The following is a 15,092-nucleotide window of genomic DNA, read 5'->3' as shown; positions in this document are numbered from 1 at the left end:
CCCCCGACCCTCTGGTCCCAAACCAGATGCGCTACCAGGCTGCGCTATGCTCCGACGTGTCGCTCTGTTCAGCGTGCGGCGCATAATACTCACGGCATGGGTAGCCGTCAATGCCGGCTCCAGTGATTTGTAAAAAAATTAACAAAAACAAATGGATACGAATGGACCTGTTTTTGACGCTCGCAGTTTGTACTTGTACTTGACACCATGCGAAACTACGCGCCGTCTGCACTGAGGAGTTTTGTCATGGCCGCTCGAATGATTGATGGAAAAAAGATTGCCGCTGACCTCAAAGCCCGGCTGAGAAAACGGGTCGATGAACTGACAAGCGAAGGATATCGCCCCCCAGGCCTCGCCGTGATCATGGTTGGCGCTGACCCGGCCAGTGAGGTGTATGTCGCGTCGAAGCGTCGCAGCTGTGAAGAGATCGGTTTCAAATCGATCTCCCACGACCTGCCGGATACCATCAGTCAGTATGAACTGCTTGAGTTCATCGACGATCTGAATGACGACGACAGTATCGACGGCATTCTGGTGCAGTCTCCCCTGCCGGAGCAGATCAATGAACAGAAGGTGATCGAGCGCATCCGTCCCGACAAGGATGTGGATGGCTTTCATCCCTATAATGTCGGGCGCTTGGCTGTGCGGATTCCCATGCTCGAATCCTGTACACCCAAAGGGGTCATGACCCTGCTGCAGTCGACCGGCCAGAACGTGGCCGGCAAACACGCCGTTATTGTAGGTGCCTCCAACCATGTCGGCAGGCCTATGGCGCTTGAGCTGCTGCTGGCGGGCTGCACGATCACGGTCTGTCATCGGTTCACCGAATCCCTGCAGCACCATGTCGAGCAAGCGGATATTCTGGTGGTGGCCGTGGGCAACCCGAAGATCGTCGATGCTAACTGGATCAAGCCGGGAGCCACGGTCATTGATATCGGCATCAATCGAGGGCCGGACGGCAAGTTGATTGGCGATGTCGAGCCCACCATCGCCGCAGAACGTGCCGGCTGGCTGACACCGGTGCCGGGCGGGGTTGGCCCAATGACGGTCGCCACGCTGATGGAGAACACTTATATAGCGGCGACTACACTGCACGGTCTGGGCGAACGATAGGCCGGAAAATGCCCTCGGCTGGCATCCTGGTCGGGTTTGGGGCATCATTCCCGACCCGATTGATTACGGAGCCCCGGCCCCATGAAAGCATTGATGAAAACGTCGCATGGCGACATCACACTTGAACTGTTTCCTGACAAGACGCCCGCAACTGTGGCCAACTTTGTGCAACATGTGCGTGACGGCTTTTATGATGGCCTGATCTTCCATCGGGTGATCAGCAATTTCATGGTTCAGGGTGGCGGTTTCACGCCTGACATGCAGCAGAAAGAAGCCGGTGAGCCAATCGAGAACGAGGCCAAAACCGGTCTGCCCAATGAGGTCGGTGCTGTTGCCATGGCGAGAACCATGGCGCCCCACTCTGCCACCACACAGTTCTTCATCAACGTGTCGAACAACAGTTTCCTCAATGCCGATGAAGCACCTGACGGCTGGGGCTATGCAGCATTCGCCAAGGTCACTGACGGCATGGATGTGGTCAACGAGATCAAGACAGTAAAGACCGGCAGCAAGGCCGGACACCAGGATGTGCCTGTTGAGCCGGTGGTTATCGAATCCATAACGATAGAAGAAAGCTGATGCATATCGCCATTTCAGACCTTCACCTGAGCCCGGAACACCCGGAGTTGCTGGCCGGCTTCCAGCGCCTGTGCATGCGCCTGCCGACAGACACCAAAAGTTTGTGGATTCTGGGCGACCTGTTCGACTTCTGGATTGGCGATGACGCCCCCAACCCCGCAGCGGAGGGCGTCATCAAGGCCCTGCGCCCCCTGCATGCCCGGGGTGTCGAATTGCATTTCGTGCCTGGCAATCGGGATTTTCTGGTCGGAGAGCACTTTGCCGAACTCGCCCAGATGAAGATTCATCATGACGGCAAGCTGCTGGTGATCAACGGGCGCCCTACCTGGCTGATCCACGGTGATCATCTGTGTATCGACGACAAGAACTACATGGCGTTTCGCAATGTGGTGCGCAATCGCAGCTGGCAGCAGGACTTTCTCGGCAAGCCACTGGAAGAACGTCTGGCCATGGCCCATGAGGCACGCAAGCTGTCATCCACCGAGAATGCCAGCAAGCCCGAAGACATCATGGACATCAATGATGAATTCACCGTGCGGCAGGTCAAAACGCATGGTGCTCTGGACCTGATCCACGGTCACACCCACCGCCCGGCTTTCCACCCGCTGGGGGAAGAGGGCACCCGGTATGTGCTGGGAGACTGGAGAGACGGCCAGGCCGTCATCTGTCAGTGGGACAACGACAGTGCGCCCGTGCTGAAACGGCTAGACTATACCGCAGAGGATGCCTCGCTCGGCACCCCACTGTGAAAACGAAATTCGGCAGCCGGGGCCTGAATCAGTTCAAGCTCCTGCTGTCGGAACATTTCTACCCGCTCCTCCAGGCTGCTTTCCGGCAACCCTGAGCGCTGAATGACGGCAGCGGCCTGCTGCAAATAGATCTCGAAATGTCGTGCTTCCGATTGCAGCAACCCGCGATAGAAATCGGCCAGCTCCCTATCCAGACAGGGCGCAATGGCGGCAAACCGCTCACAGGAGCGCGCCTCGATAAAGGCACTGACGATCAAACGGTCGATCAGTCGACCCGGCTCTTCTTTCCGAGTGACCGCCAGCAACCCGGAGGCATAGGGTGCTGCCGTGAGGTGGTCGTAGGCAATGCCGCGTTTCTTCATCAGGCGCATGACCTGTTCGAAATGCACGAGTTCTTCACGCGCCAGTTTGCTCAGGCGGCTCAGGAAGGCAGAGTCATCGACGTATCGGTACATCATGCTCAAGGCCGTTGAAGCGGCCTTCTTCTCACAATGTGCATGATCGATCAACAGCGTTTCCGGGTTCTGCAAAGCCCACTTGACCCAGGCTTCTGGGGTTGGCCCACCCAGGAAGTCATTGACGGGCTGAACCAGTTCTTGTTCTGCCGACATGGTGTTTCCTCAAGATTGCACTGACGGACGGCGCGAACAATACCGCTTCTTTTTGCCGAATGAAATAAATGGGTCTAAAGTGACAGTGTCGGTCGGCGTCCCAACCTGTTTTGACCTCGATCAATCCAGAGACACCGGCCATGAAAGACCTGCGTCTAAAGTCCATAAAAGGAGCGGCCAGATATGGCAGAAACCATTCATATAAGAAAACAGCTTCGCGACCGGCCTGAATTCAAGAACATGCCCAAACCCCTGACCTGTGGTGAGGACGCCACCGTTCAGGAAGCCGTTGACGCCATGTGCGCCAAGGGCTTTGGTTGTATCGTCATGGTTGATGATGACCAGAAAGTGCTCGGCATTCTCTCCGAGCGAGATCTGATGACCCGTTTGCTGAAAAACCAGATGGATCCGAATACCACCAAGGTGTCTGAGATAATGACTCGGGACCCCTATACCGCTCACGAAACCGATCTGGTTGTGGACTGCCTGCGCCTGATGTCCAACAAGCGCTTCCGGCGTCTGCCGGTGGTCGATGAAAATGACCGTCTGGCCCGCGTGTTTACACAGGGTGATTTTGTTTCCTACACCTGGCCGGACATGCTGCACGACATGGCAGAAAGCACCAAGAAAAGTGTTGAACGGAACTATCCGCTCTGGATGCTGGCTGGCGGCGTAGTTGTCTACTCGCTAATCATGTCGATTCTGGTCGTTGTACTGGTGTCCTGACGCATCCTTCAGCCGTAGGCGCGCACTTGCCCTGTGCTCGACCAGCCACAGTGTGGCCTCCTACGGCTCCTCTCCTCTCCGGATTTATTCCCAATGTTATCGGGCTGTGTGCCCTCTGTCAGCGCAACAGCCGCTCCAGATCGGCCACCATGCCGGCCTCGCCCACCTCCGTGGAATATTGCATCATAAGGCTCCCCTGAGGGTTCATGACATACATCATGTCCGTTTCGGTGGCGCGCACTGTGGATTCCACCCACTCTGCCAGGGCATGATTGGTGGCATTGGCACTGACCGCCAACCAGGTCCATGCTGCATGGGGGGCGCTGATCCGATCATTCAGTATCGACCCTCCGGCGCCATGCGGATCGACCACAAGCAAACCGAGCTCTGACCGTCTTTCAGTGCCCGTCAGTTCGCCTTTAACCGACTGCATCAGCGCAAACCGGTCGGCGCACTGATCCGGGCAGTGCTCGGACATGATATAGACCAGCCACCAATTTGCCTGCAGACTGTCAGCAGTGAGGGTGGACAGCTCAAGAACCGGGCCGAGCTGCACAATGCTGACCGGAGGTTGCATGCGCACACCATGATGCGTGGTACGCGGAGTGTCTTCCAACCAACCGCGTTGCAGAGCAATCTGTACCCAGAAAATGGGCGCCAGAAACAGCACCACGAACAACAGCATAAGCACTCTGTTTCTGGTTATCGTAAGTCGGCGCAAAGGCTTCAGTCGCTTTGGGGTCATGATACATCTCATTATGCTTTGGCGGTTTTTATACGCCTGCGCAAGAGGAATTTCCAGCTATGCCGTTATTCCGGGTACCCGGTCGTCGTTCACTGATGTTTATCGCCATTGGTCTTTACGTGACCGCCATTGCACTGATCTGGATACTGCGCTCCGGCACAGGAGAGCCCGCCACTGCGCTGGGTCGAACCGCACTGGAAACAGATGCCGCCGCCCAGAACTGGGCACGCCGTCAGATAACCGATGCGCTGCCCTCTTTTCGTCTGCCGGATCTCGACGGCCACCCGCGTGACAGTGAGGAGTGGCAGGGGCGATTGCTGGTGATCAACGTCTGGGCGACCTGGTGCGCTCCGTGCCGTGAGGAGGTGCCGCTGCTGATCGATCTGCAGAATCAGTATGATCCAAAAGTGCTTACCGTGCTCGGGCTGAGTCTGGACGACCCGGCACCGGTAGCACGTTTCGCCGAAGACTTCGGCATCAACTACCCGCTTCTGGTTGGCAGTGATGAGGTGCGGGAAGTCACCCGCCAGTTCGGCAGCGACCAGCTCGGCCTGCCGCATACATTCTTTGTCGATACTGAAGGCACCATCGTCGACTTTCATCTCGGGCTGATCACGCCCGAGCAGATGGAACGGCTGATTGAACGGCTGGTCGAATGACTGACATATAACCAGGAGCGCTTATATTTTTTCTTGATATAGCGAATCAAGATAATGATGGATGCGCTGTCATGTTGCGCTGATCCTGCATTAGCTTTAAGTTGACGGAACGTTTGCAGAAGTTGCTCAAACGACGCAGCTACACTGAGTTCTGGAACCGGTCAGTCTGTGATCTCGACATAACAAAGCCAGACATGACCAGACTTCAACGCTGCCGGATCGACTGTCTGGTGAGCACTGAACTCCACTAGTACGGACTTCTGCATCCACCGGTTTCAATAAAAGCAGACTCAGCGCTGTTTGGCCTCTGCGCCACACTGAGTCAGGGAACAATAACGCCATACCGGAGCCAGGTACCTATGATCTTAGTGATAGCCATTGTGCTGCTTGTGGTGGGGTCAGTCATTTTCCACTTCGTGAGCCCCTGGAATTTTACCCCACTGGCGTCCAACTGGTCGGCCATCGACAACACCATCAGCATCACCGTACTGATCACCGGTATCGTGTTCATACTGGTCAATCTGTTCATGGCGTATGCCATCTACCGGTTCCGTTATCGCAAGGACCGCAAGGCGGACTATGAACCGGAAAACAAGAAACTCGAGATCTGGCTGACCGGCATTACTACAGTGGGTATCGCCGCCCTGCTGGCACCGGGCCTTTTTGCCTGGTCAAGCTTCATCAGCAAGCCAGATGACGCCAAGATGGTCGAGGTCGTCGGCAAGCAATGGCACTGGCTATATCGCTTTCCAGGTGACGACGGTGTCCTTGGCGCCACCGATCCACGCTTCGTGAACCCGGACAACCCCTTTGGCATCGACCCCAGTGACCCGGCAGGACAGGACGACATCCTGGTGTTCAGCAATATTCTGCATCTGCCGGTCAATGAGCCCTACGAGTTCAAGATGCGCGCCATGGACGTGCTGCACAATTTCGGTGTGCCGCATTTCCGGGCCAAAATGGACATGGTGCCGGGTATGGTCACCAGCATGTGGCTGGAACCCACCCGCGTCGGTAACTTTGAGGTAGTCTGCATGCAGCTTTGCGGCATGGGACACCACGCCATGCGCGGTCGCGTCGTGGTACAGGAGCCGGAAGATTTCGAACAATGGCTGGCACACCAGCCCACCTTCGCAGAAAGCATGGAAGAGAACCACTGGGGCAACCCGGAAAATGGTGAAGCACTCTATCAGACCTGCGCCGGATGCCATGGCACTGCCGGCGAAGGCAACCCTGCACTGAACGCGCCCAAACTGAGTGGCATGAGCAACCAGTATCTTATCCGCCAGCTGGAGTACTATCGCGACGGTGTCAGAGGGGCGCATGAAGATGACGCTCTGGGCCAGCAAATGGCCGGAATGATGGTCACATTGCCTGATGAACAGGCCATTCGGGATGTGTCAGCTTACCTGTCCACCCTGCCCGATCGGCCGGCAGCCAACTCCATTGAGGGTGATCTGAGCCGCGGCGAACAATACTACGCCAGCTGTGCGGACTGTCATGGTGCGAGTGGTGAAGGCAACTACTACACCCGCGCACCACGCCTGGCCGGACAGCTGGACACCTATCTGGTGCGTCAGATCGAGAACTTCAAGTCCGGAGTGCGCGGCTCCCACGAGCAAGATCAGTATGGCATGCAGATGCGGCTGTTCGCCCAGCGCGTGCAAACCGAACAACAGATCAATGATCTGGTGGCTTATATCAACAGCCTTGAACCCGACAGTGATTCAGATTAACAGGTCCCGTCACTAAACCGGGCCCAGTGACCGTCTGCAGAGGAAGATAAAATAATGACCCATGTCCCAATCGCTGATCTACCGATGGATGATCACCATCCTACCAGCTTTGCCGCCAAGTATGTCTGGAGCCAGGACCACAAGGTCATCGCGATCCAGTATGCCACCATCGCCATTTTCGTAGGTGTGGTGGCACTGATACTGTCAGCGTTCATGCGGTTGCAACTGGGCTTCCCGGACACCTTCAGTTTTATCAACCCGAACACTTATCTGCAGTACATGACCATGCACGGCATGATCATGGTGGTCTACATGCTGACAGCGCTGCTGCTGGGCGGGTTTGGCAATTACCTGATTCCATTGATGGTCGGCGCCAGAGACATGGCCTTCCCCTACCTCAACATGCTGAGTGTGTGGTTCTATTTCGTATCGGTGCTGATTCTGCTGGCCAGTTTCTTTGTCACCGGCGGCCCTACTGGCGCCGGGTGGACACTCTACCCGCCACAGACCATTCTGCCCGGTACGCCAGGCAATGAATGGGGCATCATTCTGATGATCCTGTCGCTGGCCGTATTCATCGTGGCATTCACCATGGGTGGCCTGAACTATGTCACTACCGTGATGCAGGCACGCACACATGGCATGACCCTGATGCGCATGCCGCTCACCATCTGGGGAATTTTCATTGCCTCCTGGATGGGCCTGCTGGCTTTCCCTGCGCTATTGGTGAGTGCCATCATGATGGCCATGGACCTGCTGCTAGGCACGAGTTTCTTCATGCCGACCCTGGTGTCTCTGGGGAACTCGGTTGATCACAGTGGCGGCAGTCCGCTGCTGTTTCAGCACCTGTTCTGGTTCTTCGGACATCCCGAGGTCTATATTGTGGCCCTGCCTGCGTTCGGCATGGTATCCGACGTACTGGCGACACATGCGCGCAAGAACATCTTCGGCTACCGCATGATGGTCTGGGCCATTGTCATCATTGGCGCCCTGAGCTTCCTGGTCTGGGGGCATCATATGTATGTCAGTGGCATGAACCTGCCCTTTGGCTTTTTCTTTGCCACTGCCACGCTGATCATCGCTGTACCCACGGCGCTCAAGGTCTACAACTGGACCCTGACTCTGTGGCAAGGCAACATCAAGCTGACGTCACCCATGCTGTTTGCCATCGGTTTTATCTTCACCTTTGTACATGGTGGACTGACCGGTCTGTTCCTGGGCAATGTGATTGTCGACGTGCCCTTGGCTGATACCATGTTCGTGGTGGCGCATTTCCACATGGTGATGGGCGTCTCTACCGTCATGGTCATCTTTGCCGCCATCTACCACTGGTATCCTCTGATCACCGGTCGCATGATGCACGAGGGCATGGCGAAGATTCATTTCTGGACGACGTTCCTCGGGTCGTATGCTGTTTTCCTGCCCATGCACTATCTCGGTTTCATGGGCGTACCGCGGCGCTATTTCGCCATGGGCGACACGGCTTTCATGCCGGAATCCACGCATGCGCTGAACGCCAGCATTACCGTCTTTGCGTTGATTCTGATTGCCTTCCAGTCTGTATTCATCATCAATCTGATCTGGACACTCAAGTACGGCCGCAAAGCAGGCAAGAACCCCTGGGGCGCCACTTCACTAGAGTGGCAAACACCGGATGTACCGCCTGCGCATGGCAACTGGGGCGCCAAGCTGCCCGTCGTCCATCGCTGGGCCTATGACTACAGCGTACCGAACGCCACACAGGACTTCATCCCGCAAACAGTGCCGCAGGGCGACATGATGGAAAAGTCTTCTGATGGACCAGCCGAAGGCACCGAGACCACCGAGGGCAAGCCGTCATGAGCCTGATCGCTCGTCTTACCGAACGCTCCTGGGATCCAGCTACCAGTGCTGCTGCTGCTGCGTCTGCCACCGGGCCGATGGATGTGTTTGCCGGCCGCCAGGTCATGCTGCACATCTTTCTGGTGATTGTCAGTGTCATCTTCCTGTTGTTCTTTCTGACATTTATCGCCCACTCACAGTATCCGGGCTTTGAAACACTGACTGGAGAACCCTGGAAGCCGCTGGCCAGTACCACGCAGCTCTGGATCAATACCGGTGTCTTGGCAATGGCCAGCCTGATGATGCACATGGGCCTGACCAGAGCCCGTCAGGGCCTGACCGGTCAGGCGGTTGGTTTTACCATGGTTGCTGCCTTCTTCACCATCCAGTTCGTATTAGCCCAGCTCTGGCTTTGGCGTGACCTGCACGGCATGGGGCACACGCTGGTCAGCAACCCATCGCACAGCTATTTCTATCTGATGACAGCTGTTCACGTGCTGCACCTGGTCGGTGGACTGGTCATCATGCTGGGGGCTCTGGCCATCATCTGGCGCCGTGCGGCAGTTGAACGCCTGGAGCGCAGCCTGAAGCTCTGCTCTACCTACTGGCATTATCTGCTGGGTCTGTGGCTGGTGCTGTTTGTGCTGCTGACCCGGTCTCCGGAGACCTACAGAACCATAGCCATTCTTTGCGGTTTGGGGTAACAGAACCATGACAGTGAAAACGGACAAATCAGAGGTGCAGAGTACCTGGGACGGTGTCGTAGCCGACTGGTCAGCAGACAAAGAAACCTTTGCCATGCCCTGGGGCAAGCTGATGATGTGGATCTTCCTGTTGGGGGATACCTTCATCTTCGGCGTCTTCCTGATCGGCTACATGGCGGCCAGAATGGCCGCTGTCGAACCCTGGCCGGATACTGAAGCCATCTTCACGATGACCATGTTCGGTCATGAGTTCCCGTTGCTCCTGATCGCCATAATGACCTTCATCCTGATCACCAGTAGTGGCACCATGGCCATGGCGGTCAACTACGGTTATCGCGGCGACAAGCGAAAGGCCGTCATGTTCATGGGCCTGACAGCCCTGTTTGGCGCTACCTTCCTTGGCATGCAGGTGTTCGAGTGGTACCAGTTGATCGTTCACTACGATATCCGCCCCTGGGGCAACCCACATGGCGCTTCCCAGTTCGGCGCAGTGTTCTTCATGATTACCGGCTTCCACGGCATGCACGTTCTGGGTGGTGTGATACTGTTGATTGTAATGGCGCGCAGAGTGCACCGCGGGCTGTATGACAAGAAAGGCTATGCCGTTGTCGAGATTACAGGCCTGTACTGGCACTTCGTTGACCTGGTGTGGGTATTCATATTCGCATTCTTCTACCTGCTGTAGGAGGCAGACATGACCACTGATACACATCATACGCCGCCCATCAGCCTGTTCCTGAAGGTCTGGGGCCTGCTGTTCGTGCTGAGTTTCTTCTCCTACCTGGTGGAGTATGTCGGCATGCAGGGGTTCTGGCGCTGGACACTGGTGCTGTTCTTCATGGTGCTCAAGGCCTGGGTGATCCTGCGTGTTTTCATGCACGTCAAATGGGAGCGGGTATCGCTGCAATTGCTGCTCGGGCTACCCACACTGGTGATTTTTGTACTGGTCACGATTGCTGCCATTGAAGGCAACTACATCGAAGGACTGCGCCTGCAATTCTTCTCCCAATAGGGGTGTCCCATGATGCTGGCGGGCAAGGGTTCGCAGGGCAGGCACTGGCTGGCCGCACTGGCAGTTGCTCTGCTGGTGCTGTTGCTGGCCAGTGCCTGGATGCTGCACAACCATCAGTCCCCTCCCCAGATACAGGGTGTGCTGATGACACAGGCGCGCGACCTGCCGGCGTTTCAGCTTACCGACCATCGGTCGGAACCCTTTCGCAACGAAGACCTCAAGGGCAACTGGCATCTGGTGACCTACGGGTTCACCCACTGCCCCGACATCTGCCCCAGCATGCTTGCCGCCATGTCCTCCATGGTGCGGGAGATGGAGCGTGAAGGCAGCCCCTACGCCGATGTCGACCTGCTGTTCTACAGCGTGGACCCGGCACGGGACACCCCTGCCTATCTCGCGGACTATGTCACCTTCTTTCACTCGCGCTTTACCGGCCTTACGGTCAATGGAGATCCGGAAGAGAACGCCACGGCTTTCGAACGGGGCCTGGGTATTGTCTACGAGTTACCGGTGGAAGACCGTTTCGGCAACCCCTATGACGAGGACAACTATCCGGTCAATCACGGGGTCAAGATATACCTGCTGAACCCGGAGGGCCGATTGCAGGCCGTTTTCGACCCGGCCTACTCTGACCAGGGCATGGTGCACTACTCTACCCGGCAATTGATTCAGGACTATCAGGCGGTACGGCAGTATCTTCCTGATTGACTTGCACCGGCCGGACAGGCCCTCGCAAAATCGTTACAATAGCGGTCTGAATTGCGAGGGAGCCCCAACCTTAAATGGACATCAGTAACCAGATCATTCTGTTTGTCGGTCTGCTGTTTCTGATCAGCATCACGGCCAGCATTCTCTCCGCGCGCATTGGTGCACCTTTGCTGCTGGTCTTCCTGCTGATTGGCATGGTGCTCGGCGAAGAAGGCCTGGGGCTGATCTTCGAGGACATTCAACTCGCCCACCTGATTGGCAGTCTGGCCCTGGCCGTCATCCTGTTTGATGGTGGGCTCAATACCCATCGCAACAACTTCCGGGTTGGCCTCAAACCCGCCGTCTCTCTGGCCACCATTGGTGTACTCATAACCGCCGTTCTAACCGGTATTATTGCCACCTGGGTACTCGGACTGCCGCCGCTCTACGGCATCCTGATGGGTGCTATTGTCGGCTCTACCGATGCGGCGGCGGTGTTCTCTCTGCTGCACACGGCCAAACTCGAGCTTAAACAGCGGGTGGCCGCGACCCTTGAAATAGAGTCCGGCAGCAACGACCCGATGGCGATCTTTCTGACCGTGATTCTCCTGGAACTGATTGTCTCCGGACATACCGGCTTCGACGCCATGCTGCTGGTCGAGTTCATCCGGCAGATGGGTCTGGGCGCTCTGGTCGGCCTCGGCGGCGGCTGGCTCGCGGCTCGAGCCGTCAATGCCCTGCCCCTGTCTCAGGGCCTCTACCCTTTGCTGGCGCTGTCGCTGGGCCTGACCATCTTTGGTGTCACCTCTGTAGCGGGTGGGAGCGGGTTCCTTGCGGTCTACCTTGCCGGCGTACTGATGGGCAACAGTCGCATGCAGTCGGCCCAGAACATTCTCCGGTTCCACAACGGCATGGCGTGGCTGAGCCAGATCATCATGTTCCTGATGCTGGGTCTGCTGGTCACACCCAGTGAGCTGATCCCGACCAGCCTGCAGGCACTGATCATTGCTCTGGCACTGATCTTTGTCGCCCGCCCGATTGCCGTGCTGATCAGTCTGGCCCCCTTCCGTTTCGCCTGGCGAGAACAGTTGTTCATCAGTTGGGTCGGACTGCGTGGCGCAGTGCCGATAATACTGGCCATTTTCCCCTTGCTGGCCGGGATCGATGGCGCCTCGACTTTCTTCAACGTGGCTTTCTTCGTGGTGCTGGTCTCGCTGATTCTGCAGGGCTGGAGTCTTACCCTGGTAGCCCGCTGGCTGAAAGTGGAAATTCCGCCCAACGCCAATCTGGTGCAACGGGTTGAACTGGATATTCCGGGTCAGCCGGACTACGAACTGGTGGGCTACAAAATGGACAGTGACAGCCCCGTTCTGAAGCATGAGCCCGATGACCTGAATCTACCGGAAGGGGTGAAACCGGCCTTGCTGGTTCGCCACAATCAGGTCCTAAGTGTGTATGAATCGGGCCAGTTGAGTCATGGCGATACCATTTATCTGGCATGCCCGCGCGCCCAGTTGCCACTCCTCGACAGAGTCTTTGTCTCCGTGAAGGTGGCAAGTCGCTTGAGTGAGCACAAGTTCTTCGGTGAATTCGTGATCAACGGCAATACGTCGCTGGAGGCACTTTCGATGATGTACGGTTTCCCCCTGCCGGAAGATGGCCTCGGGCATACTCTGCAGTCTTACCTGGATCGCAAATTTGATCGACCAGTGGTGGGTGACCGGGTTCGCCTGGGCAGTATTGAACTGGTCGTTCGGGAGATGAAAGACGATCGCTGCGAGAAGGTCGGGCTGAAACTACAGCCCTGATGCGCCTAAAGATTGTGGCGAATCTGGCGACGCTCGTCACAGGCTTCCACTATGGCTTCTTCATGTTCGTCGGGCTCCATGTTGTCCGGGCGCACCACAGGACGTTCCAGCAACTCGGCGGCTTCCTGCATGCTGCCCGCATTCCTGACCAGTTGAAAGTCCATATTGCGCAGACTGGTTTCCGCCCTGCTCGCCCCTGTTGCGCTGCTGCCATAAATGACAATCGGATCGTCCTCATTGACCTCCAGAACCCGCATGGCCAGCACAATGCAGTCCCAATCGACATGGCGCGCACCGGTGACATGATGGATAGCCCATTGGGACCGTTCTCGTGTATCAATGATCAGCGCCTCTGAAAGATCGAAATCCGGGCGGGGCTCTTCGCCACAGGCGGTGAGGAAAAGCCCAGTCAGAAAAGATAACGGTATAATATATAAAGGACTCTTCATCTCTTGCGGATAACCAGGCTGCCAATGGAATACCCGGCGCCAAAGGAGCAGATCACACCATAATCGCCACTCTGCAGATCTTCATGGTGCAGACTGAACGCTATGATCGACCCGGCAGAGGCGGTATTGGCGTAGCGATCGAGCACAATCGGCGCCTCTTCGGCCGAGGCCAGGTGTCCGAGCAGCTTCTTGGTGATCAACTGGTTCATGTTGATATTGGCCTGATGCAGCCACCAGCGCTTGACGTCTGTTGGCGTCAGGCTGTACTGCTCAAGGTGGCCGGCGATGTGGGCGGCAGCCATTGGGCAGACTTCCTTGAACACCGTCCTGCCCTCCTGGTGAAACAGGGCATCCGGATCAAACGGATCGATATCCTGCGTGCGCGAGACATAGCCGAAATTGGAGCGAATGGCATTGGAAAACACGGTCTTGGCCTTGGTGCCCAGAATCTCGTACTGGTGGGCGCTCTGCGCCAGATCGCCACGCTCTATGACCACGGCAGTGGCCACATCGCCAAAGATGAAATGGCTGTCGCGGTCGCGATAGTTGACCTGGGGCGATGTCAGCTCGGGGTTGACCACCAAAACGCGTCGGGCAGTCCCGGCCTTGATCATGTCATAGGCCCGATGCTGGGCAAATGTTGCGGCCGAACAGGCCACCAGCATGTCGAAACCGAACCCGTCACAGCCGAGTTGGGCCTGCAATTCTATGGCGATGGCCGGATAGGCCCGCTCTGTGTAGGAGCAACTGACGATGACGGCATCCAGGTCAGACCCCTCGATGCCAGCAGCGGCGAGCGCCTTGCGTGCTGCGTTCAGGCCCATTTCGGCCTGATGACTCAGCTCATCATCACGGCGTTTCGGGATCCGCGGGCGCATGCGGTCTACTTCAAGGATACCCTCCTTGCGATAGACGTAACGCTGGCGGATGCCACTGGCCTTTTCAATGAAGTCGGGGTCCGATTTGGCCACCGGCTGCACGGTGCCGGACTCGATCTCGGCCTTGTGCGCCTCGTTATGCTGGTCGGCATAGCGGTTCAGCACATCGACCAGCTCTACATTGGTAAGGGTGTTTTCCGGGGTCCAGAGCCCGACACCACTGATGACAGCACTGATCGGGTTGGTTGATTCCGCTTGCTGGGCCATGAACTGTTCTTCCTGACAGAGTGTGTCGCTCAGTTTAGTCAGTCGCGGGCGGACAGTCGACCATAGAGGTGTTCGGAGGCGAACGGTCCTTGTCGTGAAGTTTATTGCCAAAGCCGCCTGATGGCGGGGTACACTGACCGCAGACACGCAAAAACTCGTATCAGGCCCGTCCATGGGCCTGACCCTTCGGGCTCGCTTCGCTCATGCAAAAACGCTCCCGGCGTTTTTGTCCATGACAGCTCGACTCCGCACATCCCTGTGCGGAGACGGTCTGCGGCTCAGTGCATCGCCGCCCGGCGGCCGGCGGCCGCGCCATCGAAGTCTACTTAAAATCTGGGTCGGCTCACGCCGCCGAGCGCAGATAAATCAGCGCCCACAAAAGTGCCACCCTGTAGGCGCCGGCCTTGGCCGCGCTAGGTGCCCAAAGTAGGCACGATTTGTGTGGCAGAAGGGGTCCGGGCTACAGGCAAGCAAACCCTTGTGGTGCCGCCGTCGCGAGCGCCAGTCCCGGGAGGAACAGCGGGCCAGATGTCTGAGCGACAGCGAGT

Annotated in this window: 16 protein-coding genes; 12 read left to right on the top strand and 4 right to left on the bottom strand. The window is 57.1% G+C overall.

Annotated elements, in window-relative coordinates; genetic code table 11:
* Positions 1 to 246: 246 nt before the first annotated feature.
* The 3 genes from folD (at position 247) to LAT62_RS12670 (ending at position 2,441) form a co-directional block, all read left to right on the top strand.
* Entirely contained in the window at positions 247 to 1,113 is an 867-nt protein-coding gene (folD, locus tag LAT62_RS12680; protein ID WP_293384423.1) for a bifunctional methylenetetrahydrofolate dehydrogenase/methenyltetrahydrofolate cyclohydrolase FolD, read from the top strand.
* 81 nt (positions 1,114 to 1,194) lie between these two features.
* Positions 1,195 to 1,692: a peptidylprolyl isomerase gene (locus LAT62_RS12675; protein WP_293384420.1), complete on the top strand. Its 498-nt coding sequence runs from the start codon at positions 1,195 to 1,197 to the stop codon at positions 1,690 to 1,692.
* Positions 1,692 to 2,441: a UDP-2,3-diacylglucosamine diphosphatase gene (locus LAT62_RS12670; protein WP_293384417.1), complete on the top strand. Its 750-nt coding sequence runs from the start codon at positions 1,692 to 1,694 to the stop codon at positions 2,439 to 2,441. Before LAT62_RS12675 ends, LAT62_RS12670 begins: the two co-directional genes overlap by 1 nt.
* Here the strand turns inward: LAT62_RS12670 and LAT62_RS12665 are convergent.
* Positions 2,402 to 3,052 carry a tRNA-(ms[2]io[6]A)-hydroxylase gene (locus tag LAT62_RS12665; protein ID WP_293384414.1) on the bottom strand — a complete coding sequence of 217 codons (651 nt, stop codon included), beginning with the start codon at positions 3,050 to 3,052 and terminating at the stop codon, positions 2,402 to 2,404. The genes LAT62_RS12670 and LAT62_RS12665 overlap by 40 nt on opposite strands.
* Positions 3,053 to 3,235: 183 nt before the next feature.
* Between LAT62_RS12665 and LAT62_RS12660 the strand changes: the two genes are divergently transcribed.
* Positions 3,236 to 3,778: a CBS domain-containing protein gene (locus tag LAT62_RS12660; protein ID WP_293384411.1), complete on the top strand. Its 543-nt coding sequence runs from the start codon at positions 3,236 to 3,238 to the stop codon at positions 3,776 to 3,778.
* Between the two features lie 118 nt (positions 3,779 to 3,896).
* On the opposite strand, the gene LAT62_RS12655 is transcribed toward LAT62_RS12660, so the two are convergent.
* Positions 3,897 to 4,463, bottom strand: a complete 567-nt coding sequence (locus LAT62_RS12655; RefSeq protein WP_293384408.1) for an SCO family protein — start codon at positions 4,461 to 4,463, stop codon at positions 3,897 to 3,899.
* A gap of 119 nt (positions 4,464 to 4,582) precedes the next feature.
* On the opposite strand from LAT62_RS12655, the gene LAT62_RS12650 reads away from it, so the two are divergent.
* The 8 genes from LAT62_RS12650 to LAT62_RS12615 all read left to right on the top strand — a co-directional run bounded on the left by LAT62_RS12650 (position 4,583) and on the right by LAT62_RS12615 (position 12,950).
* On the top strand, positions 4,583 to 5,182 hold the full coding sequence (locus tag LAT62_RS12650) for a TlpA disulfide reductase family protein (RefSeq protein WP_293384405.1): 600 nt from the start codon (positions 4,583 to 4,585) through the stop codon (positions 5,180 to 5,182).
* 359 nt (positions 5,183 to 5,541) lie between these two features.
* Complete coding sequence (locus tag LAT62_RS12645) at positions 5,542 to 6,918, top strand: c-type cytochrome (protein WP_293384402.1); 1,377 nt, start codon at positions 5,542 to 5,544, stop codon at positions 6,916 to 6,918.
* A 54-nt stretch (positions 6,919 to 6,972) separates the two neighbouring features.
* Complete coding sequence (locus LAT62_RS12640) at positions 6,973 to 8,760, top strand: cbb3-type cytochrome c oxidase subunit I (protein WP_293384399.1); 1,788 nt, start codon at positions 6,973 to 6,975, stop codon at positions 8,758 to 8,760.
* A complete protein-coding gene (locus tag LAT62_RS12635; RefSeq protein ID WP_293384396.1) occupies positions 8,757 to 9,443 on the top strand; it encodes a cytochrome c oxidase subunit 3 in 687 nt (228 codons plus the stop codon). Before LAT62_RS12640 ends, LAT62_RS12635 begins: the two co-directional genes overlap by 4 nt.
* Before the next feature lie 7 nt (positions 9,444 to 9,450).
* Positions 9,451 to 10,128 carry a cytochrome c oxidase subunit 3 gene (locus LAT62_RS12630; RefSeq protein WP_293384393.1) on the top strand — a complete coding sequence of 226 codons (678 nt, stop codon included), beginning with the start codon at positions 9,451 to 9,453 and terminating at the stop codon, positions 10,126 to 10,128.
* A gap of 9 nt (positions 10,129 to 10,137) precedes the next feature.
* A complete protein-coding gene (locus tag LAT62_RS12625; RefSeq protein WP_293384390.1) occupies positions 10,138 to 10,455 on the top strand; it encodes a cytochrome C oxidase subunit IV family protein in 318 nt (105 codons plus the stop codon).
* Between the two features lie 9 nt (positions 10,456 to 10,464).
* Positions 10,465 to 11,163, top strand: a complete 699-nt coding sequence (locus LAT62_RS12620) for an SCO family protein (RefSeq protein ID WP_293384387.1) — start codon at positions 10,465 to 10,467, stop codon at positions 11,161 to 11,163.
* 74 nt (positions 11,164 to 11,237) lie between these two features.
* Positions 11,238 to 12,950, top strand: coding sequence for a potassium/proton antiporter (locus LAT62_RS12615; RefSeq protein WP_293384384.1), 1,713 nt, complete (start codon positions 11,238 to 11,240; stop codon positions 12,948 to 12,950).
* 5 nt (positions 12,951 to 12,955) lie between these two features.
* On the opposite strand, the gene LAT62_RS12610 is transcribed toward LAT62_RS12615, so the two are convergent.
* Together LAT62_RS12610 and LAT62_RS12605 are read right to left on the bottom strand one after the other, a co-directional pair.
* Positions 12,956 to 13,399 carry a rhodanese-like domain-containing protein gene (locus tag LAT62_RS12610; RefSeq protein ID WP_293384381.1) on the bottom strand — a complete coding sequence of 148 codons (444 nt, stop codon included), beginning with the start codon at positions 13,397 to 13,399 and terminating at the stop codon, positions 12,956 to 12,958.
* Positions 13,396 to 14,544: a beta-ketoacyl-ACP synthase III gene (locus tag LAT62_RS12605; RefSeq protein WP_293384378.1), complete on the bottom strand. Its 1,149-nt coding sequence runs from the start codon at positions 14,542 to 14,544 to the stop codon at positions 13,396 to 13,398. Before LAT62_RS12605 ends, LAT62_RS12610 begins: the two co-directional genes overlap by 4 nt.
* Between the last annotated feature and the right edge of the window lie 548 nt (positions 14,545 to 15,092).

The sequence above is a fragment of the Natronospirillum sp. genome (assembly GCF_022565775.1).
GTDB lineage: Bacteria > Pseudomonadota > Gammaproteobacteria > Pseudomonadales > Natronospirillaceae > Natronospirillum.
Note: the sequence above shows the minus strand (reverse complement) of the source record. Positions and strands in the feature narration are given on the sequence as shown.